This is a genomic window from Embleya sp. NPDC050493 (assembly GCF_044458105.1).
Taxonomy (GTDB): Bacteria; Actinomycetota; Actinomycetes; order Streptomycetales; family Streptomycetaceae; genus Embleya.
Genome location: NZ_JBITHP010000006.1, coordinates 31370 through 48009, shown reverse-complemented (window position 1 = coordinate 48009; position 16640 = coordinate 31370). Strand labels below are relative to the sequence as shown.

Below are 16640 nucleotides of genomic sequence, written 5' to 3'. Positions count from 1 at the left end.
CCCGGCCTACTCCGGCGGCCGGAGCAGGCCGGCGGTGAGGCCCTCCAACAGGCCCCGGCCCAGGTCCTCGCCGAGCGCCGCCGCGCCGCGCAGGTCGGTCACGAAGGCGCGCAGCGCCCGGAAGGTCTCGCCGTACGCGCGCTGCCGGGCGGGCGGCAGCAGCGGGATCTCGATCCGGCGCACGTCGACCCGAACGATGCTGGACCCGTAGCCGGCCCGCTTGGCGTGCGCCGGGTCGGTCAGGAACCCGGCCAGGAACCACGGGTCGAGGGTGTCCGGATCGGGACGCAGCAGGTGCAGGTTGGGCCCGAGCACCGCGTCCCGCTCGGCGGGCCCGGCCACCCGCACCGCGCCCGCCCAGCCGCTCTCGCCGCTGCCGAGCAGGGTCGGCACGATCACGTCGCCGGCCCGGATCCGCGGATGTTGCGCCTCGTCCGCCTCGGCCACGGACAGGCGCGCGCTCGGCGGCACGGCGGCGGCGAGATCGGTGGTGGTGAGCATCGGCACGGTCGGTCCGGTCGGCGTCTCCCGGCCGCCGCGACCGGAGCGGGAGGCGCTGCGGTACAGGGTGACCGCGCCGGTGCGGGCCAGGTCGGCGAGTGCGACCGAGCGCCAGGTCGGCGCGCCCGCCTCGGCGGCGGGCACGGCCGGCACCAGCCCCGGGAGCCGGGTCAGCAGGGCGAGCAGGCGTTCCCGGGTGTCGTGCACCCGCTCGGCCACGTTCAGGTCGGCGCGTTCGGGCAGGTTGTGCGCCGGGGTCAGGTCCACGTTGTCGTCGAGCAGTTCGATCAGCGGCACGGCGCGGTGCCGACCCGGCACCTCGGCCAGGCCGCCCGGGTCGGTGCCGAACTCGCGCCAGGCGGCCACGGTGGCGTCCGCCCGGGCCGGGTCCTCGATCGCGGCGAACAGCACGTGTGAGGGCATCAGCGTGCCGGAGGGCCGTTCCAGGATCCACAGATGCAGGGCCACCCCGAACGGCGGCGCGGCACCCGCGGGCAGCGCGATCACCGCGCGCAGCGCGCCCCGGCGCAGCAGTTCGGCCCGGATCCGGCGCCCCGAGCCGCGGGCCGCCACGGCCGGCGGCATCAGCAGTACCACCCGGCCGCCGACCGCCGTGTGGGCGAGCGCGTGCTGGACCCACGCGAGTTCGGATTCGGTGCGTGGCGGCAGGCCGTACTCCCAGCGCGGGTCGTAGGCAAGCTCGTCGTGGCCCCAATTGCGGTCGTTGAACGGCGGGTTGCCCACGACGGTGTCGAACGGCTCGCCGGGCCACGCGTCCGCGCGCAGCGCGTCGCCCTCGGCGACGGCGACGTCCACGTCCGCTCCCGCGTCCGGGTGCAGCGCGATCCGGGCCCGGACCAGTCGGGCCAGGGCCGGCGCCTCGGTCTGCCCGCGCAGCGTGCGGGCGGACCGCACGAAGCCGAGCAACAGATCGCCGTGCGTGGTCGCCGGGTTCAGCACCGAGGTCGCAGATTCGCGCCCCACGCCCGCCAGTTCGGCGATCAGTGCGACGGTGGCCGCGGGCGTGACGCCGCCGGGGCCGGCCGCCGATTCGGCGAACCGGGCGTAGAGGTCGGCGAACACCGCGGGCGCCCCGCGGGTGTCGGCCAGATCGCTCGCGGCGCGCAGCAGCGCCGCGTGCGGGCCGGCCGGCGCGGGTGAGCCGGCCAGCAGGTGGTCACCGAGGTCGGCGAGCCGCTCGGGGATGTCGCCCGAGGCGGCGACCATGCGCCACAGGTGTTCCTCGGGGGCCACCTCGGCGATCTTGCCCTGTGCCCGCAACCAGCTCTCCACCTGGGACAGCGCAAAGGTGGGGCTCGCGTCGCTGCCGCCCACGGGCCGCGGGAAGTCGTCGAAGCGCCGACGCCAGTTGCTCACGGCGGCGCGCCCGACACCCGCGATGCGGGCGATCTCGGCAGCGGTGACCTGGGGGCTGGTGGGCACCGTCTCCTCCTCATGGGCCGGGGGTGTGAACCTTCCGGAGTTAACCATAGAGCGGCGACGCAATGCGCAAGCAAAGTAGTTGTTGACACCGTTCACAGGCGCTGCTTGTATTGACCCCGACAGCACGGGGCAACCCCGGAAACTCACGCACCGCACTGTCGTCCCCCACGCTCGGCCGTTCGGGCCGACCGACTCGATCGGCACCGATCGGGCTCCGAGCCCGCAGCGCCGTCGAACCCGCAGTGCCACCGAAGGGAATCCCTCATGTCCGCGCTCGCTCCCCGGCCGACCGTCCCACCGCAGTCCGCTTCGACCGCGACTGTGCGAGGACGTCGCCGCGGCCTGATCACCACCGTGGCCGTGGCCGCGACGATCGCCCTGACCGGCTCGCTCGCCGCCTGCGGACCCGAGAAGAAGAAAGAGGGCAAGGCGGCCAGTGTCGCGGTCGAGTCGCCCAAGACCACCGGCGCGGCCGACGCGAGCGCGGCACCCAAGGGCGTATCGCCCAAGGGCGAATCGCCCAAGGCGGACGACAAGGGCGACGGCAAGGGCGGCGCCGACAAGGCCGCCCAGGACCTGCTGGCCCACCTCAAGACCACCAAGCACGGCGGCCTGGTGTCCGAGGTCCGGATCGCGAAGCAGTACGACCGCTACGAGATCACCGTCAACACGACGCTGCCCGCCGAGGTCTCCATCACCGAGGACATCAAGGGCGCGAACGCCCGGATGGACAAGGGACAGAAGCTCGCCGTCGAGGCCATGCACTGGGCGCAGGACTCGTCGAGCCTGAACATCTCCTCGGTGTCGGTGCTCGACAAGGAGAAGGGCACCGCCGGCATCGAGAACGGCGCGGAGAAGGACACCGACAAGGCCGGCTCGCAGAAGTACGCCGCCGACCTGCTCGCCAAGCTCAAGACCACGACGTACGGCTCGCTGGTCACCAAGGTCCGGATCGCCAAGACCTACAGCGGCTACGACATCACCGTGCTCACCACGCTGCCGGCCGAGGTCTCGCTCTCCGAGAACCTGTCCGCCGAGTCCGCCCGGATGGACAAGGGCGGCAAGCTCGCCACCGAGGCCAAGCAGTGGGCCGAGAGCAACACCACCCGCAAGGTCTCCTCCGTCGAGGTCCTCGACGTCGAGAAGGGCACCGCGGGGATCGAGAACCTCGGCTGACGAATGCTCGGCCCCGCAGGGGCGACGAGGACGTTCATCCGAACGAAGACTTTCATCCGGGGGGATGAGGGGTGGGGACGCGGGGGCGGGGTGCCATGGGGCGCCCCGCCCCCGCGGCATGTGCGGCCTGTACGGCATGCGCGGCGGGCGGCATGCCGTGCGCCGCGTCGTCGCACCACGGGACCACCGGGTTCACCGGCTCACGGGCTCACCGGTGCACCGGCTACCGCCACGGCAGGTCGGCAAGCGCCGGCGCCGCGTCGTCGCGCAGGACCGTGCCTTCGATCAGACCGTACGGCCGGTCCGTCGCGTGGTAGACCCCGCCCGCGTCGGGCCGGCCGAACGCGCTCGAGTCGACCGGCACATGGTGCTTGTTCGGCAACTCCAGGCGCACCTCGACCAGGTCCCCCTGCTCGGTCAACACCGCCTCGCCCATGGCGTACAGGGTCTGTTGCAGGGACAGACTGTGCGTCTCGGCGAACGTCCGCAACAACGTGTCGTGGGCCGCGCCGAACGACGCGTCCCAGTCGGTCGACGCGTCGTCGTCGCGCCGATGCCGCCAGCGCGCGTGCACGTTCGTGGCCAGGACCCGGTCCCGAGTAGGCGCCAGCGTGGTGTAACGGTCCGTCAGGAAGCCGTGGAATTCCGACCCCGTGGACTTGAGCACGGTGACGTCCGCGAGACCCGAGCAGATCTCGGTGCCGGCCGGCCCGTGCAGGACACCGGCGTACCGGGAGCCGGCCGCCCGGGTCCACGCGTGTGGATGCGGTCCGTGGGCGGCGGGGATCCGGATCCAGGGATATTCCAGGACACGCACGCGCGCGGTGTCGATCGGGTCGTACGCGTCGACGAAGTGCCGGGCCAGACGCAGCCCGAACGCCTCGATCGCGGGCAGCGGTTCGTCCTGCGCGAAGGCGAACACCACGGCTCGCATCGTGTCGGTCGGGATCACATGGGCGTTGTCGCCGCGCAGATGGGTGTCCGCGAGGTCGCCGGACAGCGACACGGACACGTTGAGATCGCACAGTTCGTGCTCGGTCGCGGTGGTCCGGGTGACCCGGACCAGTCGAACCTCGGCCTTGCCATATCGATTCGGCCCCAGAACGATCGCCATCGGTTCAGCTCCCTCGCCGTGCCGGGTGATGTCGCCGGGTGTCACCGCGTTTTCGCCGTGAAGCCAGGCCCTCTCCGGCGGATCCTGCCGGGCGCGCGGAGCATGGTCAAAGACGCGGATCCGGACATGTCGCGGTGATCCACGGATGTCGCGGCGCAGGTGGCGGGCGGGCGACGGGCCGGTCCGGGTCCTCGGTGGGGCCTCGCCTCGAAGGGTAGGCTGCGGCACAGTCCGCGGGGAGGCGAGACAGACAGGGCCGGTGGTATGCCCTGGGGCCGCTCCCTGCCTTGGCACAGCACGCACGTAGAGGGGGCGGCAGTCATGGATCCGCTGAAGCCGGGCGATCCCGGGGTTGTCGGGCGGTACCGACTGTCGGCCCGACTGGGTCAGGGCGGCCTGGGGACGGTGTTCCTCGGTCGCGCACCCGGCGGTGACCACGTCACGGTCAAGTTGGTGCGGCCGGATCTGGCGTCCGACAAGACATTCCTCGAACGTTTTCGCAAGGACGTCACGACCGCGCAGGAGGTCGGCGGTACCCACGTCGCACACGTCCTGGACGCGGACCCGGACGGCACACCGCCGTGGCTGGTGGTCGAGCATGTGGCCGGCCCGTCCCTGGAGGCGGCGGTCGCGGCGCACGGACCGCTTCCGGAACACACGTTGCGCGCGCTCGGCGCGGGGTTGGCCGAGGGACTCGCGGCGATCCACGATGCCGACCTGACGCACCGTGACCTCAAGCCCGCGAACGTGTTGCTCGCGGCGGACGGCCCGCGGGTCGCGGACTACGCGCTGGCCCGGGCACTCGGTTCGGCCGGGATGACCCGGACGGGCGTCGTGGACGTACCCGGGTTGCCCGCGCCGGAGCAGGTCACCGGCGGCTCCATCGGCCCGGCGATCGACGTGTTCGCACTGGGCGGGGTGCTGTGTCATGCGGCCGGCGTGGCGCCGTTCGGTGCGGGGACGGTCGCCGAGATCGCGCAGAAGGTCGTGCGCGAGATGCCGGATCTGACGGAACTCCCGGACTGGCTGCGCGAGATCGTCGCCGACTGCCTGAAGAAGCGCCCTACCGCACGGCCTTCGGCGGCCGACCTGGTGGCCCGGTTCGCTGCCGCGGAGCCGGGGGCGGACTGGCTTCCGAAGGAGGTGGCCGCGCTCGTTGCACTCGCCGCGTCCGCGGGTGTCGGTTCGAATCCGGATTCGGATTCGGATGCTGCCGACGGTGCCGCGGCGGAGCCCGGCGACGGGGACGAGGCGGAGGAGTCGGAGACGGCCGAGGTGCCGGTCGCGGACGCGCCGGCGACCGCGGAGCCGGGCAATGCGGACCCGATACCGGCGGCGATACCCGCGGCCGGGGACGAGGACACCGACGCGACCCCGGTGGTCACGCCCGCCGTGCGCGCAGGCGGGAAGGGCGCCGGGAAGGCGGGCGCGGGCGGGAACGATGCGAAGCCGGCGGCACCCGCCGTCGAGGGCGACGACGACGCGACTCCGGTGACCACACCCGCCGTACGCGCAGGCGGGAAGGGCGCCGGGAAGGCGGGCGCGGGCGGGAACGATGCGAAGCCGGCGGTGACATCCGCGACATCCGCAGGCAAGGGTCGCGATGCGAAGCCGGCGGCACCCGCCGTCGAGGGCGACGACGACGCGACTCCGGTGGCCACGCCCGCCGTACGAACGGGCGAGAAGGGCGCCGGGAAGCCGGCCGCGAAGGCGGGCGCCGGCAAGGCGAAAGACGGGGCAAAGTCGGTCGCGCCTGCGACCGAAGGCGAGGCCGGGGCCGAGGCCGCCGACGCGAAGCCGGTCGACACGCCCGCCGCGCGGGCGGCCGAGAAGGCTGCCGGCAAGCCGGCGGCCCGCCCCGCAGCGGCCGACGACGACGCGACGCCGGTGGCGACGCCCGCGGTGGGCACCGGCAAGAAGGGTGTCGCGAAGTCCGGCGGGAAGTCCGGCACAGCGGACGAGGCGAAGCCGGCGGCACGTACGAGCGGTGACGGCGACGGCGACGCGAAGCCGGCCGTCGCACGGGGCGAGGTCGACCCGGACGCGGATGCGACGACTCCCGTGGTGACGCCCGCCGTTCGGATCGGGAAGGACGACGAGGCGCCCGCGGCCGACAAGCCCGCGGCCAAGAAGCCCTACGACGGCGGCGCGCCGGTTCGGTTGCCGGCCATCCGGCGCGGCACCGACGACGAGACCGTCGAGGTCGCCCGGGACTCGGAGGCGCCGGCGCCCGCCGGCACGGACGACGCGACGGTCCGGGTCGCCCCCGAGTCCGGTGCGCCCGCGCCCGGCCGCTCCGGTGACGAGACCGTCAAGGTCGCCCACGGGGCTGCGCCGCAGGCGACTCCGCGCCTGAGCACGTGGGACGAAATGGTGCCCGCGGCCCCGCCGATCCCGGCCGGCGCGCCGCCCGTCGCCGCCGCGCCCCAGGCGTCGCCGCTCCCGACCGGAACGCCGTTCCCGTCTGCCTCCGCACCGGCAGCCGACCCACGCCCGGCCAACCCGGTGATCTGGCACGCGGTGATCGCACTCCTGGGCGTGACCGCGGTCGGGATAGGGCTGTTCCGGTTGACCGACTCCGCGTGGCGGGACGCGCAGAACGTCGTCATGGGCCTGGTCCTGCCCGGCATCTCGGTGTTGGCGGGCCTGGCCGGCCTGGCCTCGCTGGTCCTCGCCGTGCTCGGCGCACGCGCCAACGCCGCCGGCTCCCCACCCTCCCCCGCCACCCCCGAACACTCCCCGGCCGACCCGAACCACGCCCGGTAACCAACCCCAGGGCCCGCCACCGAACCGGCGGGCCCTGCCGACCCCACGCCCTCGTACCGGCCACCCCCTCCGGACAAACGCCCACCCGAGCCGGAGCAGGCGGCACGACGGCAGCTCGCCCGTCCCGACCCACAAACCCGGCCGCCCTGCGGGCCCGGTCGCCTCGCGCCCGCAGGACCCGGGGGCGCTCGGTTGGCGGCGCGGACGGCCTCGTCGAGTCAGTCGTTGCCGCCGGCGCATGACGAACCGCAGCCCGATCCCGCGTCGTCGTGGGTGCCGCTCATGTGGCTCCGGCCCAGGCGGGGTTTGTATCCCGAACTCGGATCGAAGTCGCGTCGCCCGCCGCCGTCCGAGAGTCGGCGCCGCCGAGTGTGACCCCGCAGTCTGCGGATCCGGGCATCGGAGCCGCGGAAGACCCCGGTCAACCCGGAGTCGTGCAGCCCCCGACGGGCAAACAGGGCGGCTCCGCCGACCGCGTCGGGTGGGCCCTCCCGATCCCAGTCGCGCCGGCCCCACTCCCTGCGGGCTCGGCCCAGGCAGCGAAGGCCGGCCGGGGTCGCCGGCGCCGGTGCCTCGGCGGACAGCGCGAACACGGCCACACCGGCGGCCGAGGTGACCGGCACGCCGACCACGATCGCGATGCCGAGCTCGAATGGGGCGGCGCACCAGACCAATGCGACCAGCACCACCCATCCGACGGTCAGGGCCCGGCAGGCGAGCGGTGTGGGCCGGCGCCGAGCGAGCCCGGCCGCCACGAGTCGATCCCCGAGCGCCTGGATCGCCGGATCCCGGTCCGCCGCGATCCGTATCTCGGTCAGGTCGGCGCCGCCCTCGGTTCGGGCCGCGGCCAGTATCGCGTCCTCGATCGCACCGGTGCCGGTCCATGCCGTCGCGGTCAGTCGAGCGTCGCGGGACACGCGCAGGTCGTCCCGGGCATGCAACCGCACGATCGCGGTATCCACGACCTGCCGCGGGCCACCGGCCAGGAACGCGAGTTCGTAGGGTTCGAGCGGCTCCGCCCCGAACGGCTCGGCCGGCCGCGTGCGTCCGAGCGGGCCGCCGGTCAGGACCTGTCGGGTCCGGAAACCGAGCACCATCGTCGCGAGGATCGCGAGCAGGACGAAGAGGGAGGTCTCCATGATCCAGGTCTACCGGCCCGGGCCGCACAATCGAATGCGCGGCCGGGAATCGTGGGCAACTCCCTCGCCCCGCCACGTGTTGTGGGCACGCCTCCGGGGCCGCAACCCACGGTTCCGACCCTGGCCTCGGGTCCGGGGCCGGTTCCGGGCCCGGGTTCAGGTTCGGGTGGATCCCGGGGGCCACAGGACGTGGATCCGTTTGCCGGCCGAGCGGGCCTTTTCGACCATCTCTGCGGTGCCGCCGCGGGCTCGGTCGGGGCGGCCGTCCCAGACGGCGAGCACCACGTCGACCGCCGCCAACAGTGCGTCGTTCGCCGCGGCGTAGGCGTCCCCGGAGGCTCGGCTGAACGGCATCACCCGGACCTCGGCGGCGGCGGCGATCAGTTGCTCGAAGCTCGCGCGGTACTCCGGGGCGACCTTGGCCTCGCGGTAGTCCGCCGACGGAAGCAGTGCCACCAGCCGGCCGCCCAGGTCCAGCACGGCGTGCGCGAAGATCGCGTCCGCACCGGCCGCGAGGCAGCTGTAGCCGACGAGTTCGTCCGGCGCGACCACCGCGAGCAGGTCTCGGACGGCCCGGTCGACCAGCGGTACGGTGCCGGCCGAGATGTTGATGTGGCCCGTGATGCCAATGCTCGTCACGCGTTTCCGTCCTGATCGAAACGGTTGAGGGAAGCCCCCATTCTTTGCCCGATCACCCCGGATTTCAGCCGGAGTCGGCCGATACTCGGAGAACTTCGACGACGCCGATCGTCGAGCGGCGGTGTCGGAGGGGCCGGTGGCCTCCGCGACGGCCGCTTCGTCGACGCGCGCACCGGCACCCAGGGGGCTGCATGCACCGGAGATCCCGCCGAATCGCGACCACGGCCTCCGCGGTGGTCCTGGCCGCGACCCTGGTCGCCTGCTCCGGCGGGTCGAGCCGCGTACCCGCCGACGCGGCAACTCCCGGCGCCGAGCCGCTGATCTCCGGTGCGCGTCCGGCGAGGCCGGAGGACTATCCCAAGCCCTCCGTCGCCCCGCCCTGCGATCCGCGCGAGAGCCTCACCCCGCCCGCCGCGCTGCCCGCTCCCGGGCGGATGCCCGCCGGGTCCACGATGGACGCCATCCACCGGCGCGGGCACCTGATCGTCGGCGTGGACCAGAACACCCGATTCTTCGCCGAGTTGGACCGGCGCACCGGTCTGATCAAGGGCTTCGACATCGAGATGGCCAAGGCCCTGGCCCGGGCGATCTTCGGCGACACCGACGACGCGCGCATCCGGTACAAGGTGATCACCCAGGCCCAGCGGCCCGAGGTGTTGCGGTCCGGCGAGGTGGACGTGGTGATCGACACGATGACCATCACGTGCGAACGCAGGCTCGAAGTGGCTTTCAGCAGCGACTACTACACCGATGGCCAGCGGGTGCTGGTCCGGACCGACTCCGGCGTGGAGGGGCTCCCGGATCTGCGCGGCAAGCGGGTGTGCACGGTTCGTGGCACCACCTCGATCGTGTTCCTGCGCGACGATCCGGCGGGGGTGTTGCCGTACGCGGTGGAGAACTGGACGGACTGCCTGGTCGCGTTGCAGCAGGGCGAGGTGGACGCGGTCTCGACCACCTCCGCGCTGCTTCGAGGACTTCAGGCGCAGGACTCGGACACCAAGGTGGTCGGTCCCGCGTTCAGCGACGAACCGCACGGGATGGCCTTCCCGCTACCGCACCAGGACTTCGTGCGATTCGCCAACGGGCTGCTGGAACGCATGAAGCGGGACGGCTCGTGGCAGCGGCTGTACGACACGTGGCTGGGCGGGCCGTTGGGGCCGCAGCCCCCGCCGCGCGCGAGGTATGCCGGCTGAGCGATCACCGGCCCGCCCGCTCCCTGTTCCCCGGCCGACCACCCGTGCGGTGGCCTGCTCGTTCGCCGGGCCGTCGCTCCCTCAGCCGTCCGGTTGTTCGCCGGTCAGGGTCGGCCGCAGGGTGTCCAGCACGCCCGGATCCTCGATCGTGGAGGGCGGTTCGGGCCGCCTGCCGTCGGCGATGTCGCGCATCGTGCGGCGCAGGATCTTGCCCGACCGGGTCTTGGGCAGCGCGGGGACCACGTCCACCCGGCGCAGCGCCGCGACCGCACCGATCGTCTCGCGCACCCGGAGCACCAACTCGGCGGCCACCTCGGCCGGTTCCCGGTCCACTCCGGCCTTGAGCACGACCAGGCCGCGCGGCACCTGACCCTTGAGTTCGTCGGCCACCCCGATCACCGCGCACTCGGCCACATCCGGGTGAGCGGCCAGGACCTCCTCCATCGAACCGGTGGACAACCGGTGGCCGGCGACGTTGATCACGTCGTCGGTGCGGCCCATCACGTACACGTAGCCGTCCTCGTCCTTGCGCCCGCCGTCGCCACTGAGGTAGTAGCCGGGGTAGGTGCTCAGATAGGAGGCGATGCAGCGCTCGTCGTCGCCCCACAGCGTGGTCAGCGTGCCGGGCGGCATGGGCAGTTTGAGCACCACCGCGCCGTCCACGCCGGGTGGCACCTCGTTGCCCCGCGGGTCCAGGATCCGCACGTCGTAGCCGGGCACCGGCAGGGTCGGCGAACCGGGTTTGGTCGGGTGCGGCTCCAGGCCCATCGGGTCGGCCACGATCGGCCAGCCGGTCTCGGTCTGCCACCAGTTGTCCACCACGGGGATGCCGAGCAGGTCACCGGCCCAGCGGTAGGTCTCCGGGTCGAGCCGTTCGCCCGCCAGGAACAGCGTGCGCAGCGCGGAGAGGTCGTGCCCGGCGCGCAGTTTCCCCTCCGGGTCCTCCTTCTTGATCGCCCGGAACGCGGTGGGTGCGGTGAACAGCATGGTCGCCCGGTGCTCCGCGGCCACCCGCCAGAACGCGCCCGCGTCCGGTGTACCGACCGGCTTGCCCTCGTACAGCACGGAGGTGCAGCCGGTGAGCAGCGGCGCGTAGACGATGTACGAGTGACCGACCACCCAGCCGACGTCGGAGGCGGTCCAGCTCACCTCGCCGGGCCGCACGCCGTAGACGTTCTCCATCGACCAGCGCAGCGCGACCGCGTGCCCGCCGTTGTCGCGCACGATGCCCTTGGGCGGTCCGGTGGTGCCGGAGGTGTAGAGGATGTAGAGCGGATCGGTCGCCGCGACCGGCACACACTCGGCGGGCTCGGCCGTGGCCATCGCGGTGTCCCAGTCCAGGTCGCGTTCGGACAACTCGGCTACCAGCTGCGGACGTTGCAGGATCACGACGCGTTCGGGGCGATGGCTCGCCTCGGCCAGGGCCGCGTCCACGAGGGGCTTGTAGGCGATCGTCCGGGTCGGCTCGATCCCGCAGGACGCGGCCACCACGACCTTGGGGCGGGCGTCGTCGATCCGCACCGCCAATTCGTGCGCGGCGAAGCCGCCGAAGACGACCGAGTGCACCGCGCCGAGCCGGGCGCAGGCCAGCATCGCCACCACGGCCTCGGGCACCATCGGCAGGTAGAGCACCACCCGATCGCCCCGGCCCACCCCGAGCCCGCGCAGCACACCGGCGAACCGGGCGGTCAGGTTCAGTAGTTCGGCGTAGCTGAGAGTGCGCCGCGTCCCGGTCACCGGTGAGTCGTACACGATCGCGGCCTGTTCGGCCCGCCCGCCCGCGACATGGCGATCCAGCGCGTTGAAACAGGTGTTCAGCGTGCCGTCCGGGAACCAGCGGTACAGCGGCGCGGCACTGTCGTCCAGTGCCCGGGTGGGCGGCGTCACCCAGTCGATCGCGGCGGCGGCCTCCAGCCAGAAGCCGTCCGGATCCTCCAGGCTGCGCCGATGGGCCCTCTCGTACGCCCCGCCGGTGTCGCGGCTCATTCGCGGTTCCTCCCGGTAGTCCCGGGGCGGCACCGGGTGACCGTGCCGCCCGCCGGCAGGATCCCGACGCGGCGGCACGAAGTCAAGGTGGTCGTACTCGCGTTCGAAGCCCCGTGGCCGGTCAGGTCACCGGGTTCAGGGTCGTGGTGATGCTGGACACGGTCGGCATCGCGTCCTGTCCGCCCTGTTTGCCGGCGTCGATCGCGGCGTCGAGGTCGTAGCCGTTGCGGGCCCCGAGTTCGTTCTCCACGAGTTGGGACAGCAGTTCGTTGGCCGTGCCCTCGAGCGCGGCGACCGCGGGTGCGGTGGCGATCTCGACGACACGGGCCATGAGTTCCTCTTCGAGTTCCTTGAAGATGCGCTTGACCGCGGTGCGCACGATGGCCACCTCGGCGAGACCGGCGATCGCGGACAGGCCCAAGGTGAAGGTGGCGGCCGCCGCCGCGGCGGCGATCGCGTCGGCCAGGATGATCAGTTGGGCGATTGCTCTGCCCTTGGCGACCTCGATCACCACCGCCGCCGCGTCCAGCGCCTTGGCCAGCATCCGGGCGCCCTCGGCCAGATCGTGCAGGTGTTCGTTGTTCAGCTTGCCGAAGTGCGCCTCGAACGCCTCGGCGGCCATCCCACTGGTGCCGGACAGGATCCAGGCCGCGCCGTTCTTCCCGTCGGCTCTGGCCTCGTCGATCTCGTCGGCGAACTCGCGGTAGGCCTGCGCCAGTTCCTTGAACTCGTCCTCGTCGAGGTTGGGCCAGTCGACGCCGATGACGTCCAACGCCGTGTCCAGATAGCCCGGTATGGTGATGCCCACAATCGACCCCCGTCGTCGTCGCGCACGCCCGAACCGGAGGGCGCGCCGTCTCGACGTTACGCCCCTTCCCGGTCCGCTACATCGATTCGCGGCATCCTCGATCCGGATCCCGCGCCCGTCGAAATCCCGTCACCGTGCCGGGGGTTCCAGGCGCAGACCGACCACGCCCCCGGCCATGCCCAGCACGATGTAGCCCTGCACCGACACCGCGATCCCGGTCACCGGTGCGCCCAGGTTCAGGTCGACGGCCGTGTCGTCGCCCGGTCGGCGCAGCCGGACCAGGCCGTCCGCCCAGGCCGCCGCGATCAGCACGCCCTCGGTGGTCTGTTCGCAGGCCAGTGCGGTCACCGCGGTCGCCCGGGCGTCGAGCGGATCCGGCGCCGGCTCCGCGCCCGGGCTCCACATCCGCACCCGGCCGTCCCGGCCGCCACTGATCAGCAGCGGCGGCGCGCCGTCCGAACCGGTGCGCACCGCGGCGAGTGCGGTGACCGGGCCGGTGTGCAGCGGAGCGGACAACACTCCGCGCGGCGGTGGTTCGCCGCCGGGCCCGCCCGGCGGCGAACCATGGCACCAGACACCGCCCTCGACGTCGCCGACCGCGGGCAGCGGATGTGCGCACAGCACGGTCAGCTCGGCCCCGCACGTGTTGACCAGACGTTGGAAGGCGGCCTCCAGCGCACCGCGCGGGCCGTGGTAGGCGGCCTCCAGGACGTCCACGCCGCCCCACCGGTTCAGCGTGGTGACCCGGCCGCCGTAGGTGCTCGCGAGCGCACGCAGCGGGACGGGCCCGGAGCCGGCGACGACGCGGCCGGCGATCGTGCCGTCGGCGCCGGCGACGGCACGGATCACGCCGGTGTCGTCCACGAGCAGCACCCGGCCGGCCAGGCCGCCGCGGCCCGCGGTCGCCGCCAGGACCGGGCCCGGCCAGCGGTCCGGGCGGTGTGCGTCGCCGTCGCCCCAGCGGGCCCACTCGGCCCGCCAGCCCGGCGCGGTGGAGCGTTCGGCGAGCATGCGCGCGGCGGCGTCGTCACGGCCGAGCCGGTGTACCGCGAGCAGCGCCGCGCGGGCCGCCGGCGCGGGTTGCCCGAGCAGCGTGCCGAACGCGCCGCGGAACGCGGCCTGGGCGGGCTGCTCCCACTGTCCGGTGGCCACCAGCGCGGTGGCCACCGTCTGCGGCCGGGCCAGCGCCTGCACGACCGGGTCGGCGGCGAGCGCCGCGGCGTCGCCGATCCGCACGCTGTGCGCCAGGATCGCCGAGATGCGCTCCTCGCCCGCGTCGTACAACCCCGCGAGGTCGGTGATGCCCGCGTCCGCCGCGTGCCGCAGCGCGGCATGCACCCGGGCCGGGCGGCCGGGGTCGGCGCCCTCCGGGCGTTGCCCGAGGACGAATGCGGCGAGCGGCCCGGCCGGCAGCGCCCACGTGTCGCCGCCCTCGAACACCGCGGGCAACACGCGCGTCGCGTGCTCGATCGTCGCGGCGGCGGACCGCGGGCCCGGCGTCGGGTACAGCGTGGTCAGCGCCCGCTCCCACTGGCGGGCCGCAAGCGGCAGGTCGAGCCCGGACAGGGCGGCCACGGCCGCGCGCACGTCCTCGGGCAGCGTCGCCCACCAGGCCCGGTGGATCCGCGCCGCCCGCTCCGGCAGGTCGCCCGGCACCCCGTCGCCCGGCGTCGCGGGCAGCCCTCCCCCGTCCACGCGGGTGGCCAGCCGGGCCAGGCCGGGGTGCGGAAAGGCGGCTTCGGCGCCGAACGGCGAGGCGGGGGGCGACCCGGTCGCGAGTCCGGCGTACCAGCGCTCGAACCGACCGGGGTGGGTCCAGCGAGGCTCGTCCAGGTCCAGCGTGGCGGGCGCGGCGACGCGGGTGAAGGCCGCCCGGGTGTCCGGCCGCGCGCACTCCACCAGGAGGCGCACGTGCGGCAGTTCGAGCAGCGGGTCGAGTAACTCGGCCACGATCCGGGCGCCTTCCCCGGGTGCGCCGGGTACGCCGGCGTGGTCCGGGTCGGCGACCGCGATCACCGTGCGCCGCGGGTCGAGCGCCACCGCGGCGATCAGTTGGCGGGGTGTGCGGGCGGCGACGCCCAGGTGGGCGGCCAGTTCGGCGACGACGCCGGGCACGGTGAGGGTGTGCGCCGGCACGAAGGCGTGCAGTCGGCGGGCGGGCGGCGTGTCGTCCGTACCGGTGGCGGCGTACAACCAGGCCAGCAGGTGCGACTTGCCCGCACCCGACGAGCCGCGGACCAGGCACAGCCGGGGCGACCGCTCGTCGTCCAGCCAGCCCAGCAGCGCACGGGCGGCCGGCTGTCGGCCGGCGCCCATGTGCGGCAGTCGATGCCCGTCGTTGTCGACCACGGTGTCCGTCCCCCGATTCGTGCCGCACGCTGCCCGGTCAGCGATGGTCGCCCTGCTCCGCGACGTGTGTCATCAGGGCCCGGACGCCGTCCTCGCGCGACTGCGCGCTCTCCCCGTAGCCGAAGCTGTGGGTGAACTCGGCGTGCGGAAACAGTCGGCCCATCCACAGCGCACAGTAGTGGCCCGGCATCAGGCAGGGCTCCAGCTCGCAGTACACCCGCAAAACGTCCTCGGCCGGCACACCCCCGGCCGACAGGCGGTACCACAGCAGTTCCTCGGGGTGCGGCAGTCCCGGGCGGGACACCTCGGTCACGATCTGCTTGTTCCCGTCCGCGTCCACGATCTCGAACGCGGCCGAACCGGCGATGTTCAGCGGGAGTCGCACATCGTCGAGCACCCTGGGCCACCACGCCTCGCGCTCGGCGAACGCGTCCGGATCCAGCGCGAGCAGTTCCTCGCGCAGTTCGCGAAACAGCGGGAAGCCCTCGACCGGCTCGTCCACCGCGGCGATCCGGGGCAGTGCCTGATCGAGCGTCAGCAGCCCGGCGGCGAAGGCCTCCACGCTGCTCGCCACGGGCATCTCCGGCAGGTCGACGCCCAGGAACAGGGCCCGCACCGACCCGTCGGCGGCAACGTAGAGCTCCGCGCCCTGATCGGTGCCGAGCCGGACCCGCTCGCGCACCGCGGGATCGGGCAGCGACTCCCCGACCGCGTCGGCGAACGCCCCGAGCGTCGGCGGGTGTTCGTCGTCCGCGCCGATGAAGTACGCGCCGACCTGCACGGGCATCGGCACACCGGCGAGCTGCGTCGAGTCGGAAAAGCGCAGTCCGTCCCGGCCGAAGCGTTGATGGAGGGCGGCGGAAAGGTCAGAGTTCATGGTGATTCGAGTATCCCTTTTTCGACGGCGGGCCCGAGGTGCGGCCGGACGGCCGTGCGGTCAGCGCAGCGGATACAGGCCGTCGACGTACGAACCGAAATAGGAGATCCACAGGCTTTCCCCGCGATACGGGATCGGATCGAGCGGCTCGATCCGATCCCGAATGGATTTTGCGACGCGGCGGTACTCCTCGTTGCTTGGGCCCGTACTCCCCGGTTCCGTGCGCGGGGTCCGCGTCCACAGGAGATACAGCATCGTGCACAACGAGGAGAGGTCGCCGTTGATCTCGCAATACTCCGATCCGCCGTCCGCGAAGGCGTGGATCCGGCCGGTCTCCAGGTGGAGGAAGATGTACCACTGCTGAATTCCGCCGAGGACGAGCACCGGGCCGACGCCGTCGAGTTCGGGCAGGTCGACCCCGTCGTCCGGGTCGCCGAGGTCGAGCAGGCGCGACGGCTGCGCGCCGGGTTCGCCGGCCAGGGCCGGGGCCATCTGGAACAGCCCCTGCGGGATCCCCACGTCGCACAGGAAGTCCAGGTCCTCGACGCGCCCCGGGACCTCGGCGAGTTCGGCGCGCGAGGCGCGCACCACCCGGCCCTCGGGGAAGACCTCCAGCAGTCCGCGGCGGTCGATGTCGAAGATCATGAAT

Annotated in this window: 12 protein-coding genes; 3 read left to right on the top strand and 9 right to left on the bottom strand. The window is 73.4% G+C overall.

Annotation, left to right across the window (positions count from 1 at the left end; genetic code table 11):
• Window positions 1–6: 6 nt before the first annotated feature.
• Complete coding sequence (locus ACIBM5_RS14430) at window positions 7–1944, bottom strand: N-6 DNA methylase (RefSeq protein WP_396007142.1); 1938 nt, start codon at window positions 1942–1944, stop codon at window positions 7–9.
• A gap of 264 nt (window positions 1945–2208) precedes the next feature.
• Between ACIBM5_RS14430 and ACIBM5_RS14425 the strand changes: the two genes are divergently transcribed.
• Complete coding sequence (locus tag ACIBM5_RS14425) at window positions 2209–3120, top strand: hypothetical protein (protein WP_396007141.1); 912 nt, start codon at window positions 2209–2211, stop codon at window positions 3118–3120.
• Window positions 3121–3343: 223 nt separating this feature from the next.
• On the opposite strand, the gene pucL is transcribed toward ACIBM5_RS14425, so the two are convergent.
• Window positions 3344–4234, bottom strand: a complete 891-nt coding sequence (gene pucL, locus ACIBM5_RS14420) for a factor-independent urate hydroxylase (protein ID WP_396007140.1) — start codon at window positions 4232–4234, stop codon at window positions 3344–3346.
• A gap of 321 nt (window positions 4235–4555) precedes the next feature.
• On the opposite strand from pucL, the gene ACIBM5_RS14415 reads away from it, so the two are divergent.
• Window positions 4556–7000, top strand: coding sequence for a protein kinase (locus ACIBM5_RS14415; RefSeq protein WP_396007139.1), 2445 nt, complete (start codon window positions 4556–4558; stop codon window positions 6998–7000).
• Window positions 7001–7218: 218 nt separating this feature from the next.
• On the opposite strand, the gene ACIBM5_RS14410 is transcribed toward ACIBM5_RS14415, so the two are convergent.
• Both ACIBM5_RS14410 and ACIBM5_RS14405 read right to left on the bottom strand, forming a co-directional pair.
• Window positions 7219–8139: a TIGR04222 domain-containing membrane protein gene (locus ACIBM5_RS14410; RefSeq protein WP_396007138.1), complete on the bottom strand. Its 921-nt coding sequence runs from the start codon at window positions 8137–8139 to the stop codon at window positions 7219–7221.
• Window positions 8140–8295: 156 nt separating this feature from the next.
• The gene (locus tag ACIBM5_RS14405; RefSeq protein ID WP_396007137.1) at window positions 8296–8778 is read right to left on the bottom strand and encodes a hypothetical protein; all 483 of its coding nucleotides are present in this window, start codon (window positions 8776–8778) and stop codon (window positions 8296–8298) included.
• Between the two features lie 191 nt (window positions 8779–8969).
• Here ACIBM5_RS14405 and ACIBM5_RS14400 point away from each other — a divergent pair, with 191 nt between their 5' ends.
• The gene (locus ACIBM5_RS14400; protein ID WP_396007136.1) at window positions 8970–9971 is read left to right on the top strand and encodes a glutamate ABC transporter substrate-binding protein; all 1002 of its coding nucleotides are present in this window, start codon (window positions 8970–8972) and stop codon (window positions 9969–9971) included.
• Window positions 9972–10052: 81 nt separating this feature from the next.
• Here ACIBM5_RS14400 and ACIBM5_RS14395 read toward each other — a convergent pair whose 3' ends face one another.
• The 5 genes from ACIBM5_RS14395 to ACIBM5_RS14375 all read right to left on the bottom strand — a co-directional run bounded on the left by ACIBM5_RS14395 (window position 10053) and on the right by ACIBM5_RS14375 (window position 16636).
• On the bottom strand, window positions 10053–11957 hold the full coding sequence (locus tag ACIBM5_RS14395) for a propionyl-CoA synthetase (protein WP_396007135.1): 1905 nt from the start codon (window positions 11955–11957) through the stop codon (window positions 10053–10055).
• Window positions 11958–12078: 121 nt separating this feature from the next.
• Window positions 12079–12765, bottom strand: a complete 687-nt coding sequence (locus ACIBM5_RS14390; protein WP_391586956.1) for a WXG100 family type VII secretion target — start codon at window positions 12763–12765, stop codon at window positions 12079–12081.
• A gap of 129 nt (window positions 12766–12894) precedes the next feature.
• Window positions 12895–15114, bottom strand: a complete 2220-nt coding sequence (locus ACIBM5_RS14385; RefSeq protein WP_396007134.1) for a hypothetical protein — start codon at window positions 15112–15114, stop codon at window positions 12895–12897.
• A gap of 37 nt (window positions 15115–15151) precedes the next feature.
• Window positions 15152–15991, bottom strand: a complete 840-nt coding sequence (locus tag ACIBM5_RS14380; protein ID WP_396007133.1) for a nucleic acid/nucleotide deaminase domain-containing protein — start codon at window positions 15989–15991, stop codon at window positions 15152–15154.
• A 60-nt stretch (window positions 15992–16051) separates the two neighbouring features.
• Window positions 16052–16636, bottom strand: a complete 585-nt coding sequence (locus tag ACIBM5_RS14375; RefSeq protein ID WP_396007132.1) for an SUKH-4 family immunity protein — start codon at window positions 16634–16636, stop codon at window positions 16052–16054.
• Window positions 16637–16640 lie beyond the last annotated feature (4 nt).